Origin of the sequence: Vibrio sp. Vb0888, from assembly GCF_033338835.1 — a bacterium.
In the GTDB taxonomy this organism is placed as follows: domain Bacteria; phylum Pseudomonadota; class Gammaproteobacteria; order Enterobacterales; family Vibrionaceae; genus Vibrio; species Vibrio alginolyticus.
In genome coordinates, this window is the sequence record NZ_JAWOTL010000006.1 from 212,973 (window position 1) to 228,068 (window position 15,096).

A 15,096-nucleotide genomic window follows, 5' to 3' on the forward strand; every position below is an offset into this window, starting at 1 on the left:
ACGTCTGAACGGTAGCACCTAAACGGGTGCTACCAAACCTCTTCTATCCTACTACAACCATGGCTCAAAAGAGCTTGGGAGGCACTAATGTATTTACCACAAGAAATCATTCGTAAAAAACGTGACGGTGAAGTACTTACCGCAGACGAAATCAACTTCTTTATTCAAGGCGTAGCGAACAACACGGTATCTGAAGGTCAGATTGCGGCGTTTGCTATGACGATTTTCTTTAATGAAATGACCATGGATGAGCGCATCGCCTTAACGTGTGCAATGCGTGATTCGGGCATGGTTATCGACTGGAGCCACATGAACTTCGGTGGTCCAATTGTCGACAAACACTCAACCGGTGGTGTGGGTGACGTAACTTCTTTAATGCTTGGCCCAATGGTGGCAGCGTGTGGCGGTTTCGTACCTATGATCTCTGGCCGCGGTCTTGGTCATACAGGCGGTACGCTGGATAAACTTGAATCTATCCCTGGTTACAACATTACGCCGAGCAACGATGTTTTTGGTCAAGTAACCAAAGACGCTGGTGTGGCGATCATCGGTCAAACTGGTGACCTTGCTCCTGCGGATAAGCGTGTTTACGCGACTCGTGATATTACCGCAACGGTAGACAATATCTCCCTGATTACGGCGTCGATCCTTTCTAAGAAACTGGCGGCGGGTCTGGAATCGCTAGTGATGGACGTAAAAGTGGGTTCAGGTGCATTTATGCCAACTTACGAAGCGTCTGAAGAGCTAGCAAAATCAATCGTTGCGGTAGCAAACGGTGCTGGCACTAAGACTACGGCAATTCTTACGGACATGAACCAAGTATTGGCGTCTTCAGCGGGTAACGCAGTAGAAGTTCGTGAAGCGGTTCGTTTCTTAACAGGTGAATACCGTAACCCTCGTCTACTTGAAGTGACCATGGCTTCATGTGCTGAAATGTTAGTACTTGGCAAGCTTGCTGAGAACACAGAAGACGCACGCGCAAAACTGATGGAAGTGCTGGATAACGGCAAAGCGGCTGAGTGCTTCGGCAAGATGGTTGCTGGCTTAGGCGGCCCTGCTGACTTCGTAGAAAACTACGACAACTACTTAGAAAAAGCAGAAATCATCAAGCCAGTTTACGCAACAGAAACGGGCATTGTCTCTGCAATGGATACACGTGCTATCGGCATGGCTGTGGTTGCTATGGGTGGTGGTCGTCGTGTTGCTACTGATGAAATCGACTACGCAGTTGGTTTCGACAAGTTCATCCGCCTAGGTGAGGTCGCAGACAGTGATAAACCTCTTGCGGTCATCCACGCTCGCACTGAAGAGCAATGGGAAGAAGCGGCAAAAGCACTGCGCAGTGCAATCAAAGTAGGTGGTGAATACACACCAACTCCAGAGGTTTACCGCCAAATTCGTGCAGAAGATATCTAATAGAACAAGTAATTACACAAGGCCTACTCAACCATAATAAAAAGCCGAGTGGGCCTAAGGAACGAGCAATGAAAAGAGCATTTATTTTAGTACTAGACTCATTCGGTATCGGTGCAACTGCCGACGCTAAAGAATTTGGTGATGTAGGTTCAGACACACTAGGTCACATCGCTGACCAATGTGAAAAAGGCTTAGCAGATAACGACAATCGCCAAGGTGTACTTCGCCTTCCAAATCTATCGAAACTTGGTTTGGCAATGGCGCATAAAGAATCGACAGGTCGCTTCGCACCTGGACTAGACGCAGACGCTGAAATCATTGGTGCATACGGTCATGCAGCAGAGCTTTCTTCAGGTAAAGACACGCCGTCTGGTCACTGGGAAATCGCAGGTGTGCCTGTTCTGTTTGACTGGGGTTACTTCACTGACAAAGCAAACAGCTTCCCGAAAGAATTGACTGACCGCATTCTTGAGCGTGCAGGTCTTGACGGTTTCCTAGGTAACTGCCACGCATCTGGTACTCAAGTTCTTGACGATCTTGGTGAAGAGCACATGAAGACTGGCAAACCAATCTTCTACACCTCTGCGGACTCTGTATTCCAAATCGCATGTCACGAAGAGACTTTCGGTCTAGACCGTCTACTAGAGCTTTGCCAAATCGCACGTGAAGAGCTAGAAGATTACAACATTGGTCGTGTTATCGCGCGTCCATTTGTTGGTGCTGGTAAAGGTCAATTTGAGCGTACCGGTAACCGTCGTGACCTTTCTGTTGAGCCACCATCAGCAACGGTTCTACAGAAACTTGTTGAAGAGAAGCAAGGCAACGTGGTTTCTATTGGTAAGATTGCTGATATCTACGCAAACTGCGGCATCACTAAGAAAGTGAAAGCGACAGGTATCCCTGCATTGTTCGAAGCAACGCTAGAGCAAATCAAAGAAGCGGGCGACAACACGATCGTATTCACTAACTTTGTAGACTTCGACTCAGCTTACGGTCACCGTCGTGACGTAGCGGGTTACGCAGCGGCACTTGAGTACTTCGATGGTCGTATCAACGAAGTGCTAGAGATTATGGAAGAAGACGATGTGCTTATCCTAACGGCAGACCACGGCTGTGACCCAACATGGCCAGGTACTGACCATACTCGTGAGCACATCCCAGTATTGGTTTATGGTCAAAAAGTACCAGCTGGTTCTCTTGGCCGCCGCGAAACATTCGCAGATATCGGTCAAACATTGGCAAGTTACTTCGGTACTTCTCCAATGGATTACGGTAAGAACTTCCTATAATTAGTTAGGTTTTTGAAAACTAGGAGCTTGATTGCTCCTAGTTTTATGTTTGCAGTATGTAAATGCTGCTTGTCGGAAATGAGAATACTCTGGCTTATATCGCCTTAAGCGCGGAGCGCTAGAGAAAGGTTAAGGAAAAGAAAATGGCAACTCCACATATCAATGCTGAAATGGGTGCATTTGCAGACGTCGTACTGATGCCTGGTGATCCACTACGTGCAAAATACATCGCAGAGACTTTCCTTGAAGATGTCGTTCAAGTGTGTGACGTTCGTAATATGTTTGGTTACACAGGCACATACAAAGGCCGTAAGATCTCAGTAATGGGCCACGGTATGGGTATCCCATCATGCTCGATTTACGCGACTGAACTAATCAAAGACTTCGGCGTGAAGAAAATCATCCGTGTTGGCAGCTGTGGCGCAGTGAATGAAGACATCAAAGTGCGTGATGTTGTGATCGGCATGGGTGCATGTACTGACTCTAAAGTGAACCGTATCCGCTTTAAAGGTCATGACTTCGCGGCAATCGCAGACTACAACATGGTTCGTGCGGCAGAAGACGCTGCAAAAGCTCGCGGTATTGACGTTAAAGTTGGTAACCTATTCTCAGCAGAGCTTTTCTACACGCCAGATCCAGAAATGTTCGATGTAATGGACAAGTACGGCATTGTTGGTGTTGAAATGGAAGCGGCTGGTATTTACGGTGTTGCGGCAGAATACGGTGCAAAAGCTCTGACAATCTGTACGGTTTCTGATCATATCAAGACTGGCGAACAGACTACATCTGACGAGCGTCAAACGACATTCAACGACATGATGCTAATCGCACTAGATTCAGTATTGCTTGGTGACGAAGAGTAAGCGACGAAGAGTCATTCTATTTTTCGCTCTCAAGAGCTAAAAAACAGCCCACACATTGCGGGCTGTTTTTATATGAGTTGTTAGCGCTACCTAGTTACTTGGTTAGCAGCAGGTTTGGCGCTTTTTTACGACGTATCGGTTGTCGACGTAAAATCAAGATGAACAACATACCACAGACAAAGCTCATTAAGACCATCATGTACATATAACGATCGCTCTTGCGATAGTGGTGGTCAGAAATAGCCGTCACCCGGCCCGTCTCAAAGGTCACGCGAACAAAACCGATAAGCGCACCATCTGCAAAAACTGGTTCAACCAACTGCTGGCGACCAATGGAAGCTGTTGCCAAAGGCGTATCCAGGCCAAGAACTTCGCGTACCGATAATGCCTCTTCACTAGACGCTAAACGTACACCCTGTGCATCGTAGATTGTTGCATCAAACACTAAACGGTCTTGTGCTAGCTGGTTTGTTAGCTGAAGTAATCGTTCTTGATCTTTAGTTAAAATCATCTCACTGGCAGAAAGAGACGCCTGTGAAATCAAAACTTTGGTGAGCGTTTCAAGCTGTTGTGCTTGAATTTTCTCATTACCCTTACTGATCACAACACTGTTTTTTATTGTGATAAACAACATCACACACAGTAGGATTAGTGCCAGAATTCTTAGGGCATTCCTTACTGAGAACAAAGATTCACTCATGCTCTTTACTCATCCATTTAAAATAAAACAAAGACTTGCCTTTTTAGTTTGTTGAGGTAACGTTTTAGCAAAGTCATAAGGGATTATATACATGGACGCGTCAAAAAGCTTGCCTATCAGAAAACATACGACACTTTTAAAACGATTACCCGAGACTCGATTTGCCTCCCAATTAGATAAAGCAAAAGCAAACTGGATCGTATTTGCTGAGTACCTTTCGCCAAGTCACTTCGAAGACATTGATTTCTTCACCGGCTTTTACAACCCAATACTAGAAACGTGGAAAGTTGGCCAATATGAAGTAGCCCTGATGGCCGGAGAGTTGACTCCTCAACATGAAACGATCTTACAAAGTCTCAACCTAGATTACGCCTCGCTTAATGAAGTGCCCGATCTATCAACCCAAGGGTTGATTGTATTTGATATGGATTCAACGGCGATCCAGATAGAGTGTATTGATGAAATCGCGAAACTGGCAGGAGTAGGGGATGAGGTCGCTGAAGTCACTGAACGTGCCATGCAAGGTGAGCTGGATTTTGAGCAAAGTTTACGTCAGCGAGTTGGTAAGCTCAAAGGTGCCGATGAATCAATTCTTGAACAAGTTCGTTCCCAGTTACCATTCATGCCGGACTTTGAAGCGCTAATTGCGACGTTGAAAGCCTTGGGCTGGAAAACAGCGATTGCCTCCGGTGGTTTTACTTACTTCTCTGATTACATCAAAGATAAAGTCGACTTAGACTTTGCTCGCTCCAATCAATTAGAAATTATTGACGGCAAACTCACGGGTAAAGTACTTGGCGATGTGGTAACGGCGCAGATGAAGTCGGACATTCTAGTGGAATTGGCGGATGAATATGAAATTGAGCAGCACAACACGGTTGCTGTCGGTGATGGCGCTAATGATCTTGTGATGATGTCGGTGGCAGGATTAGGGATTGCGTATCACGCAAAACCAAAAGTGGAAGCTCAAGCGCAATCAGCGATTCGCTTTGCAGGGTTGGGCGGTGTGCTCTGTATTTTATCTGGCGCATTGGTGAAGCAGCAAAAGGTCAGCTGGAAAGCTAAACCTTAACCATCCATTCAAAAACACCGCCAGAAAGGCGGTGTTTTTTTTCAATTTGGTATGACTTTGAATTTACTCGGTTAACTCCAATCTAATTACAACCTCTTCAGTAATGTCTTCAAATTCACTGTAACCAACGAGCGCCGTTAACTCTTTTTCTAACTTGCTCGCTTGATGTACGCCAAATTGGGTTAAGTCACTTAAATCTTGTTGCAGTAATGATGTCATCGGATCGAAAATTGGCGCAGTAGAAAGGCGAATCACGTAAAAGTCACCCATCATTCGCGCTTTCTTTATAAATTGAATCCGCTCTTTTACGCTGTTGAACTCTTGATGAAGCTTTGACTCAATGCCTGTAATTTTATTGCCTACTTTTGCGGCGCTTATGTAGATATCCTGATGTCTGGCTTGAGCACCTTCTACACGTTTTATTGGCTCTGCGATTAATGTGCTTGTCCGGCCTTTAAAGATAGGTTCAAGTGACAACAGTTGGTCATGCCCAAGACGGGCAAAAAGCTCAATGTGTTTAGGTAGCGGCAAGTTCACCCCGATAACGGGGGTTTTGATTGAAGATGACGTACTCTTACTGATAAAAATGGGCGTGCTCAGCGTACGCGAGAGCAACATGCAGTGCAGCCTTTCAAGTAGAGCATTACTTGGTAGCGTCTCTTTTTGCGGGATTAGCTTGTCTTGATTGTGCTCGATAATGCTGTTGAAAAAAGCGATTACCTTCATGGTTTGGCTGCTTTCATCAATAACTAGCTGCACGCTACAACCGTCTGGGCTTACACGAATTACTCGGTATGGCACCGACATTAACGGCAATTTTTTATCGTAGAGTTGTAATTCTCGAAAGTTGATTCTTACCTCTTGCCCAGAACGTAACATCGTAGGCTCACTTAGCCTAATTCCGAGTCCTCGTTTGGAAAGGTCAACAGTACAGCCGCCTGTTTTAGTTTGTCCTGAGTACAACTCTAAAGGTGTTTTAAAACGATAACGAGGCTCTTTTCGACGAGACTTTGCATCAAAATAAATGCCCTTTGGATTGCCGATAACTCTTCTCGGGTGACGAAACGCGTTTAACGTATTAGCGGGTAAGCGCGGCTTTTCAGTTAGCAGGTAATCCTGCCCTGATTTTTCGTCAGCAATTTCTTGCAAAATACCAATATGAGTCAGTGATTGAGACGTTTCTGCTAACTCTGGAGAGAAAGCTGCTAGGTCTTCCTGTTCTTGCTCAGATAGTTCAAAGATTGAAATTCTAAAGGCGCGCCAACTCTCTCGTTTGCCACCTAAATGCCAAAATAGCTGGCGCTGTTCGCGAGTTGCTTCAGGGCGAAACATCGAATAGAAATAGGTTCGATTCTCGTGCTCGTGAGTAAATGAATAAAGGACATTGGTTGTTCCTTTCACACCAGGCTTAATGAGTGACGCGATGCGTTGCTCGTTGAATAAGGAACCAAACATTTGCTGGTTTCTCTCATCGTGCCAGTATTGCCAAAGCTTTTGATTGTTTGGCGTTAACATTGCTAATTTTAGGTCACTACCATCAAAGAATAGAGGCAAGCTGCTGGTGTGCTTTAGTGCGATGTGCTCATAACCGCGAGTTCGAGCTCGAATAATCTTGTCTTGATTGTCGTGACGAGCCCTTTTAGCAGCACTGTTGAGCGCTTCATCTATCACTCTGGTGACGACATTGGTGTCAGTTAAGCGTATGGTTCTGAGGTATCGAACTGAGTCATTTTCGTAACAGTCATCAACCGCGAGTATGCGGTATGCAAGCGGTTTCTCTATACCTGCAACGTTAGATTTGCTGGCAAATTCAGTAAACGTGACCTGAATAATTTCCCCAAGGTTATATTTAAATGCGCTAGGGACTTTGAACTTTGCGCCAGAGCTAGATAAATCAATGCTTAATCCATGAAGAAGCTGCCCTTTAGAACGGCAAATTTCAACTTGAGATTGGACTTTCAAGCGTTTTTCTTGGCGCTTTAAATCGTAGCCTAGGTGAACGGGTTCTGCTAAGAACGGGCTTTTAGGATCCGTTAACGATTGCGTTTTTTGCTGAGTAAGGCGCTTGCTCATTACGCGAAAGTTATTTCGCGTGTTGACCAATGCTTCCCACATTCCTTCCGTGTAGCAGCCAAACTTTTTGATGTTTTTATGGTAAGCGTTGAAAGCAACATCATCCAACCAATGTGGAATACCATCCAAAATATACTCGCGACATTCGCCTTGAACGCGACCTCGCAAATCAATGCTTTTTTTGCATGGAGCCATTAAGCGGTTAAGTTCCATTTTAACCAAAATTTTGGCCGAAGGCGTCTCTTCCTCGGTCAGTTGGCCAAGGACAAAGTCAAAGTCATTCGTACCGTAAACGGGAATGAGTCGTTCTGCGAGCGAGAGAATTTCAGATTGCTGCATTATTTCTGTTAGAGTATGTCGTTACTTTAAATTGTATCGGCTAAGCGAAGTAATACTTAAGTATATCAATAGTTCATTTCAGTTCAGGTCTGACTTGGCTGTGCTTAGTCACATTTGTAGAAAAAATTGAGGCATCATGGCGAAAGCAAAACGAGCGTATGTTTGTAATGATTGTGGCGCGGACTTTCCCCGTTGGCAGGGGCAGTGTAACGCATGTGGTGCATGGAATACGATAACAGAAGTACGTATCGCTGCATCGCCAACCGTTGCTCGCAATGAACGCTTAAGCGGCTACGCTGGTTCCGCAACAGAAGCTACGGTTCAAACGCTATCCGAAATTGATCTGCAAGAAGTACCTCGCTTCACCAGTGGGTTTAAAGAGCTTGACCGCGTCTTGGGTGGTGGTGTTGTGCCAGGTGCCGCAATTTTGATTGGTGGTAACCCTGGTGCAGGTAAATCAACCCTTCTGTTGCAAACCATGTGTAGTTTATCTGCGCAAATGCCAACGCTTTACGTAACCGGTGAAGAGTCATTACAGCAGGTGGCAATGCGTGCTTCCCGATTGGGCTTGCCGAAAGATCATTTAAAAATGCTATCGGAAACGAACGTCGACAAAATTTGCCAAATCGCCGAAAAAGAGCAGCCTCGTATAATGGTAATAGACTCGATTCAGGTGATGCACGTTTCTGATGTTCAATCGTCGCCTGGCAGTGTTGCTCAGGTACGTGAATCTGCGACGGCTCTGACACGATACGCAAAACAGAATAATGTTGCGGTATTTATTGTTGGTCACGTAACAAAAGATGGTACCCTTGCGGGCCCCAAAGTTCTTGAACACATTATCGACTGTTCGGTACTACTCGATGGTGGAACGGATAGCCGATTCCGCACTTTGCGTAGTCATAAAAACCGTTTTGGTGCTGTGAATGAGCTTGGTGTATTTGCAATGACAGGCCAAGGATTGAAGGAAGTGAGTAACCCATCAGCGATCTTCCTTTCTCGTGGTGAAGAAGAAACATCAGGCTCTTCAGTCATGGTGGTTTGGGAAGGCACGCGCCCTCTACTAGTAGAGATTCAAGCGCTGGTGGATTACTCGCAGTTAGCCAACCCTCGTCGTGTTGCGGTCGGCTTGGAGCAGAACCGCCTATCACTTTTGCTCGCTGTGTTGCATAAGCATGGTGGCTTACAAATGGCAGACCAAGATGTCTTTGTTAATGTGGTTGGCGGTGTTAAGGTGACGGAGACAAGCGCTGATCTTGCTTTAGTTATGGCGCTTTTATCGAGTTTTCGTGACCGTCCACTCCCTAAAGATGTGGTGATTTTTGGTGAGGTAGGGCTTGCGGGCGAAATCCGTCCAGTGCCAAGTGGGCAAGAGCGTTTGAATGAAGCGTTCAAACATGGTTTCAAGAAAGCCATCGTGCCAGCAGCCAACATGCCGAAAGGTGGCATCCCTGGCATGCAAATTCACGGCGTTAAGAAATTGTCGGAAGCGATAGAGGCTTTTGACGAGCTGTAATGCTCATAAGAATGGTATTTGTGCAATCACAAACTGTTCTATCCGTCCTCAATAAAATGCGAATAAAGTACATAAATTGCTGTGTTTGACTATGCTTTGGGGACGGAAATTTCACGTTAAAATTTTTTTTCTTCCATCCGCACGCAAGGGTATCAGTATTGACAGAATGTGATATACTCTGCGCGCACTTTATACCTTATTAACAGAGTAAGACAATGACTGATTTATCAAAATACAGAAACATTGGTATTTTTGCTCACGTAGACGCGGGTAAAACTACCTCTACAGAGCGTATCCTAAAGCTAACTGGTAAGATCCATAAGATCGGTGACACTCACGACGGTTCAACTACTACTGACTTCATGGAGCAGGAAGCTGAGCGTGGTATCACAATCCAGTCTGCAGCAACAACTTGTTTCTGGAACGATCACCGTCTAAACATCATCGATACTCCTGGACACGTTGACTTCACTATCGAAGTTTACCGTTCTCTAAAAGTACTTGACGGTGGTATCGGTGTATTCTGTGGTTCTGGTGGTGTTGAGCCTCAGTCAGAAACTAACTGGCGTTACGCTGACGAATCACACGTATCACGTCTGATCTTCGTTAACAAACTAGACCGTATGGGCGCAGATTTCTACAAAGTTGTAGATCAAGTACAGAACGTACTAGGTGCTACACCTCTAGTTATGACTCTACCTATCGGTATCGAAGAAGATTTCGTAGGTGTTGTAGACGTACTAAGCCAACAAGCTTACGTATGGGATGAGTCTGGCCAACCAGAGAACTACGAAGTTCAAGATATTCCAGCAGACATGGTAGAGAAAGCTGCTGAATACCGTGAAATGCTAATCGAAACTGCTCTAGAGCAAGACGAAGATCTAATGATGGCTTACCTAGAAGAAGGCGAAGAGCCATCTCTAGAAGACATCAAACGTTGTATCCGTAAAGGTACTCGTGATCTAGCATTCTTCCCAACTTACTGTGGTTCAGCGTACAAGAACAAAGGTATCCAACTTATTCTTGACGCGGTAATTGATTACCTACCATCTCCAACAGAAGTTGATCCACAGCCTCTAACTGATTCAGAGACTGGTGAGCCAACTGGTGAAGTTGCGACTGTATCTGCAGACGAGCCACTACGTGCTCTTGCATTTAAGATTATGGATGACCGCTTCGGTGCTCTAACCTTTATCCGCATCTACTCTGGTAAGATGAAGAAAGGTGACACAATCCTTAACTCTGCAACTGGTAAAACAGAGCGTATCGGCCGTATGGTTGAGATGCACGCGGACGAGCGTAACGAAATCGATTCAGCACAAGCTGGTGACATCATCGCTGTAGTTGGTATGAAGAACGTTCAAACTGGTCACACTCTATGTGATCCTAAGCACGAATGTACTCTTGAGCCAATGATCTTCCCAGATCCAGTAATCTCTATCGCAGTTAAGCCTAAAGATAAAGGCGGTTCTGAGAAGATGGGTATCGCGATCGGTAAAATGGTTGCAGAAGATCCATCATTCCAAGTTGAGACTGATGAAGATTCAGGCGAAACTATCCTGAAAGGTATGGGTGAACTTCACCTAGACATCAAGGTAGATATCCTTAAGCGTACTTACGGCGTTGAGCTAGAAGTTGGTGCTCCACAGGTTGCTTACCGTGAAACTATCACTCAAGCAATCGAAGATAGCTACACGCACAAGAAACAGTCTGGTGGTTCTGGTCAGTTCGGTAAGATCGATTACCGCATCAAACCAGGTGAGCCAAACTCTGGCTTCACGTTCAAATCAACAGTTGTTGGTGGTAACGTACCTAAAGAATTCTGGCCTGCAGTTGAGAAAGGCTTTGCGTCAATGATGGAGCACGGTGTTCTAGCTGGCTTCCCTACTCTAGACGTTGAAGTTGAACTATTCGACGGTGGTTTCCACGCAGTTGACTCTTCAGCTATCGCTTACGAAATCGCAGCGAAAGGTGCATTCCGTCAGTCTATGCCTAAAGCTGGCGCGCAACTTCTTGAGCCAATCATGAAAGTTGACGTGTTCACTCCAGAAGATCACGTTGGTGACGTAATCGGTGACCTTAACCGTCGTCGTGGTATGATCAAAGACCAACAAGCAGCGTCTACTGGCGTACGTATCAAGGGTGATGTACCTCTATCAGAAATGTTTGGTTACATCGGTACTCTACGTACTATGACTTCTGGTCGTGGTCAGTTCTCTATGGAGTTCTCACACTACGCACCATGTCCAACAAACGTTGCAGAGCAAGTAATTGCTGACGTTAAAGAGCGTAACGCTAAGAAGTAATTCTTAAGTTAACTCTATAACTTGAAAGCCCCGCTTAGTGCGGGGCTTTTTGTATTTAGCAGTCTTATACGCAGAGCGTGTTTGTTTTATTCCTATTTAGCGTTTGTTATGATGCCGTTCTAGTACTGTTGCCTTTTAGGTCAATGGTCTTAAAGTCTGGTACCACTGACTTTTCAAATATTTCTATTTCTTCCTTCAACCATTGCGCAAACAATTGAGCTTTAGGTCTTTTTAAGTAGCCTTTTGGCGCACACAAGTAATACGCAAAGTTGGGCTTGATAGCGATATCTCCAATTCGGACCAATTTGCCAGAACGAAAATATTGATGAGCTAAACTGTGTTTTACTAATGCCACGCCTTGAAGTGATAGTGCAGCCTCAAGCACGAGATGTGATCCACTGTATTTTAAGGTAGGCTTTGCTGCGCAGTGACCCAAGGTTGCTAACCACATATTCCAATCAAGATCAGGCCAAACATCTTCAATCAGCTCAGCTTTGCTTAAATCCTCGATGTTATAGATCCCGTGCTCTTTCTGGTACACCGGATGACAAGCTGGATAAAAAGCTTCGTCCATTAGCCATTGTGATTCTAAATTGGGGTACTTTCCTAAACCGTAACGAACACATAAATCTATCTGGCTATCTTGAAAAGACACCAAATCATTGGTTGGTTCTAATAGCAAGGCGATATCAGGGTGACGCTGACGAAAAGCCGTAATTTTCGGGACTAACCAATGATGAGCGAAAGAGGGGAGTGTTGATATCGAAAGGTGGTTCGGGTTTGGATCTTGATTGACTAATCTTACCCCTTGCTGCAAATGAGCAAACCCTCTTTCTGCCTGACTAAACAGTAGCTCTCCCTCTGGTGTGAGCACGATTTTTCTGTGCTGACGAACAAATAGGTCCGTGCCTAAGAACTCTTCTAAATGACGAATTTGCTGACTAATGGCCGCTGGCGTAACAAACAGTTCTTTTGCTGCCGTTTTAAAGCTTCCTTCCTTTGCTGCAACGAAAAAGTAATACAAGCTTTGTAAGGGAGGCATTCGATCTTTCACATTAGTTTTCCTTAACTCTATGGCAGATTCTATCGTTTGAGGTTATCAGCGTAGTCGCTGATTATTAAGTGGTCAACATTGTATAGGGATCTTTGAAATGGAAAACATGACACACACTTGTGAGCGTACTATACCTACTGCCCATCAGAGCGGGTTACAGTTAATTTATTCTAAACTGGCGGCTTGGAGAAGGAACTATAAGACACGTCGTCACTTGAGAGAGTTACCAAAGCACCTTTGGGACGATATTGGATTAGGTGAAAGGGAGATTAGTTGTGAAGTGAGTAAGCCATTCTGGAGAGAGTAGTCTATGAGTTTGATTCAAGCTCAAAGTTAAGTTGCACTCCCCAATGGTGTTGAGGAGTGCAAGCAAAATTACAAGTCTTCTTCCCACACGACCAATTCATCTTTTGGCCAATTGTGGCCTATCTCATGATACTTTTGTTCGAGCACATGACGTTTAATTTTAAGCGTTGGCGTCAGTACGCCATTTTCTATACTCCAAGGTTCTTTAATCATTAACACACCTTTGATTTGCTCATGAGAGGCGAGTTCTTGATTCATCCTGGCAATAACTTTACGTGTGGTACGTGCGTATCGCTCTCGATCAAAGTTAGGGAAGTCATGTGGCACAACCAAAAGAATCGGAGCGGGTAGCCCTAAACCGATGAGACACATCATCTCTACGCGACTGTACTCGAAAAGCTTTTTCTCGATAGGAACCGGAGAGACAAATTTACCTTTGGCGGTTTTGAAGTTATCTTTTTTACGGCCTTGAATCGTTAGATAACCATCTGAGTCGATAGCGCCGATATCGCCTGTGTGTAGCCAGCCCTCTGAATCAAAAGACTCTTGGGTGGCAATATCATTTTTGTAGTAGCCAGAAAATAGCCCTTTGCCACGCACCATGATTTCATCATCGGCTGCGATTTTTAACTCAATGCCTGGCCCTGCATTACCGACACTACCAATTTTGTCAGCTCTAAATGGGTAGTTGAGCGTGCTGTAGGCAAATGATTCCGTCATCCCCCAAGCCTCTGTGATATCAAGGCCCACTGAGTGGTACCATTCCAACAGCGCTGGCGAGACAGGTGCAGAGCCACAGCCTAATACTCGAGCCTGATCTAAACCTAGACCATCTGCTAGCTTTTTCTTGATCAAAGAATTGACGAATGGGATTTTCAACAGAATATTGAGCTTCTTCTGTGGAAGTTTGTCTTGAATACGTTGCTGGAATAGCGTCCATAATCGTGGGACGGAGATAAACAGAGTTGGTCGGTGCATCTTCACATCTTCGATAAAAGTGTCCAGTGACTCTGGAAATGCTGTTGGCACGCCACCCATAATCGATGAACCGAAGATATAAACACGCTCTGTAATATGAGCGAGCGGTAAATAAGAGAACAATCGGTCGTTTTCTTGGATACCAATATGATTGATCAGTTGCTGAACAGACCAACTGAATGCGCCGTAAGTTAGCATCGCGCCTTTCGGTAACCCTGATGTGCCTGAGGTATACACCAACGACATTAGCTTGTCATCGTAATGCTGCGGACGCTCTTCACTTGGCACTGCATCAGCAATGAGCGCTTGGTATTCGTGCTTACACTTAGGTGCCGTGTCATAAGGTAGAGCGATGCTAATGAGTTCAGGCATAGCATCAATGACTTGCTGAGTTGCTTTGGGATCATCGAGTTTTCCGCCAATGATCGCTTTACTTTCACTATGAGTCACACAGTATTCGATGGTGTCTGCACCGGCGGTAGGAAAGATTGGCACACTGACATAGTCACCAAGCATCATAGCAAGATCGCAAATAAACCATTCTGCACAGTTTTTAGATACTAACGCAACTTTGTCGCCAGGCTTTACACCAAGCGAGCGTAGTGCGCTGACAAGTTTTAAGGCTTGATCTGCAACATCAGAGAATGTGTACTCAACAAACTGTCGGTTAATAATTTGTTTTAGGTAGACCTCATTTGGACGCTCTTGAGCCCATTTGAGGATCATTTCATTTGGTGGTGGGAGAGCGCAACCAGCAGCGCTATTTAGATTCGGCTGATTCATTTTAAGTGACTCCATGTCTTCTCATTGTATTTATAATTGTTAACGCATTGTTAACTTTAGCATGTTAAATCGCGACACGGGAATGCATTTTGATGAAATATGTGGGGAAGATAGCGTTAGTTATGGTTGAAGTCGGAGCGACTCGATCTAAAAAGCAATGTGATTGATGCTACGCAAAAGAGAACAGGCTTTTCAGCTGTTATGTCATACCGACTTCATACTAAGAGCACAGGTAAGCAATTTATTTTATTAATAATATTGCGAAAACATAGAATCTATCCTAATTATTTATTAACTAGTGGCTTAGTGTTGAAGATAAGTATAAATGTCTCCTAATTTCTTCAAAGCGCCAAACTTAAAGGTATGTCGTGGTTTTGAAGTAGCTATACTAATCTTACTTT

Annotated in this window: 11 protein-coding genes; 7 read left to right on the top strand and 4 right to left on the bottom strand. The window is 44.8% G+C overall.

Annotated elements, in window-relative coordinates; genetic code table 11:
• The first annotated feature begins 87 nt into the window (after window positions 1–87).
• The 3 genes from deoA (at window position 88) to deoD (ending at window position 3,568) form a co-directional block, all read left to right on the top strand.
• The gene (deoA, locus tag R7P72_RS11405) at window positions 88–1,416 is read left to right on the top strand and encodes a thymidine phosphorylase (protein ID WP_318110513.1); all 1,329 of its coding nucleotides are present in this window, start codon (window positions 88–90) and stop codon (window positions 1,414–1,416) included.
• Window positions 1,417–1,484: 68 nt separating this feature from the next.
• Window positions 1,485–2,705, top strand: coding sequence for a phosphopentomutase (locus R7P72_RS11410; RefSeq protein WP_005380135.1), 1,221 nt, complete (start codon window positions 1,485–1,487; stop codon window positions 2,703–2,705).
• A gap of 143 nt (window positions 2,706–2,848) precedes the next feature.
• Window positions 2,849–3,568 (top strand): purine-nucleoside phosphorylase, encoded by a 720-nt coding sequence (deoD, locus tag R7P72_RS11415; protein WP_005380140.1) that lies wholly within the window; start codon window positions 2,849–2,851, stop codon window positions 3,566–3,568.
• A 94-nt stretch (window positions 3,569–3,662) separates the two neighbouring features.
• On the opposite strand, the gene R7P72_RS11420 is transcribed toward deoD, so the two are convergent.
• Window positions 3,663–4,268, bottom strand: a complete 606-nt coding sequence (locus R7P72_RS11420) for a YtjB family periplasmic protein (RefSeq protein WP_005391677.1) — start codon at window positions 4,266–4,268, stop codon at window positions 3,663–3,665.
• A 91-nt stretch (window positions 4,269–4,359) separates the two neighbouring features.
• Here R7P72_RS11420 and serB point away from each other — a divergent pair, with 91 nt between their 5' ends.
• Complete coding sequence (serB, locus tag R7P72_RS11425) at window positions 4,360–5,340, top strand: phosphoserine phosphatase (protein WP_005380142.1); 981 nt, start codon at window positions 4,360–4,362, stop codon at window positions 5,338–5,340.
• 63 nt (window positions 5,341–5,403) lie between these two features.
• On the opposite strand, the gene R7P72_RS11430 is transcribed toward serB, so the two are convergent.
• Entirely contained in the window at window positions 5,404–7,752 is a 2,349-nt protein-coding gene (locus tag R7P72_RS11430; RefSeq protein ID WP_318110514.1) for a PilZ domain-containing protein, read from the bottom strand.
• 136 nt (window positions 7,753–7,888) lie between these two features.
• Here R7P72_RS11430 and radA point away from each other — a divergent pair, with 136 nt between their 5' ends.
• Window positions 7,889–9,268, top strand: a complete 1,380-nt coding sequence (gene radA / locus R7P72_RS11435; RefSeq protein WP_005386443.1) for a DNA repair protein RadA — start codon at window positions 7,889–7,891, stop codon at window positions 9,266–9,268.
• Window positions 9,269–9,483: 215 nt separating this feature from the next.
• Entirely contained in the window at window positions 9,484–11,574 is a 2,091-nt protein-coding gene (gene fusA, locus R7P72_RS11440; RefSeq protein WP_005386444.1) for an elongation factor G, read from the top strand.
• Window positions 11,575–11,680: 106 nt separating this feature from the next.
• Here the strand turns inward: fusA and R7P72_RS11445 are convergent, their stop codons facing one another.
• Window positions 11,681–12,628, bottom strand: coding sequence for a LysR substrate-binding domain-containing protein (locus R7P72_RS11445; RefSeq protein WP_005380154.1), 948 nt, complete (start codon window positions 12,626–12,628; stop codon window positions 11,681–11,683).
• 106 nt (window positions 12,629–12,734) lie between these two features.
• Here R7P72_RS11445 and R7P72_RS11450 point away from each other — a divergent pair, with 106 nt between their 5' ends.
• Window positions 12,735–12,935, top strand: a complete 201-nt coding sequence (locus tag R7P72_RS11450; protein WP_224721253.1) for a DUF1127 domain-containing protein — start codon at window positions 12,735–12,737, stop codon at window positions 12,933–12,935.
• A gap of 68 nt (window positions 12,936–13,003) precedes the next feature.
• Here R7P72_RS11450 and R7P72_RS11455 read toward each other — a convergent pair whose 3' ends face one another.
• Window positions 13,004–14,695, bottom strand: coding sequence for an AMP-binding protein (locus R7P72_RS11455; protein ID WP_031779037.1), 1,692 nt, complete (start codon window positions 14,693–14,695; stop codon window positions 13,004–13,006).
• Window positions 14,696–15,096 lie beyond the last annotated feature (401 nt).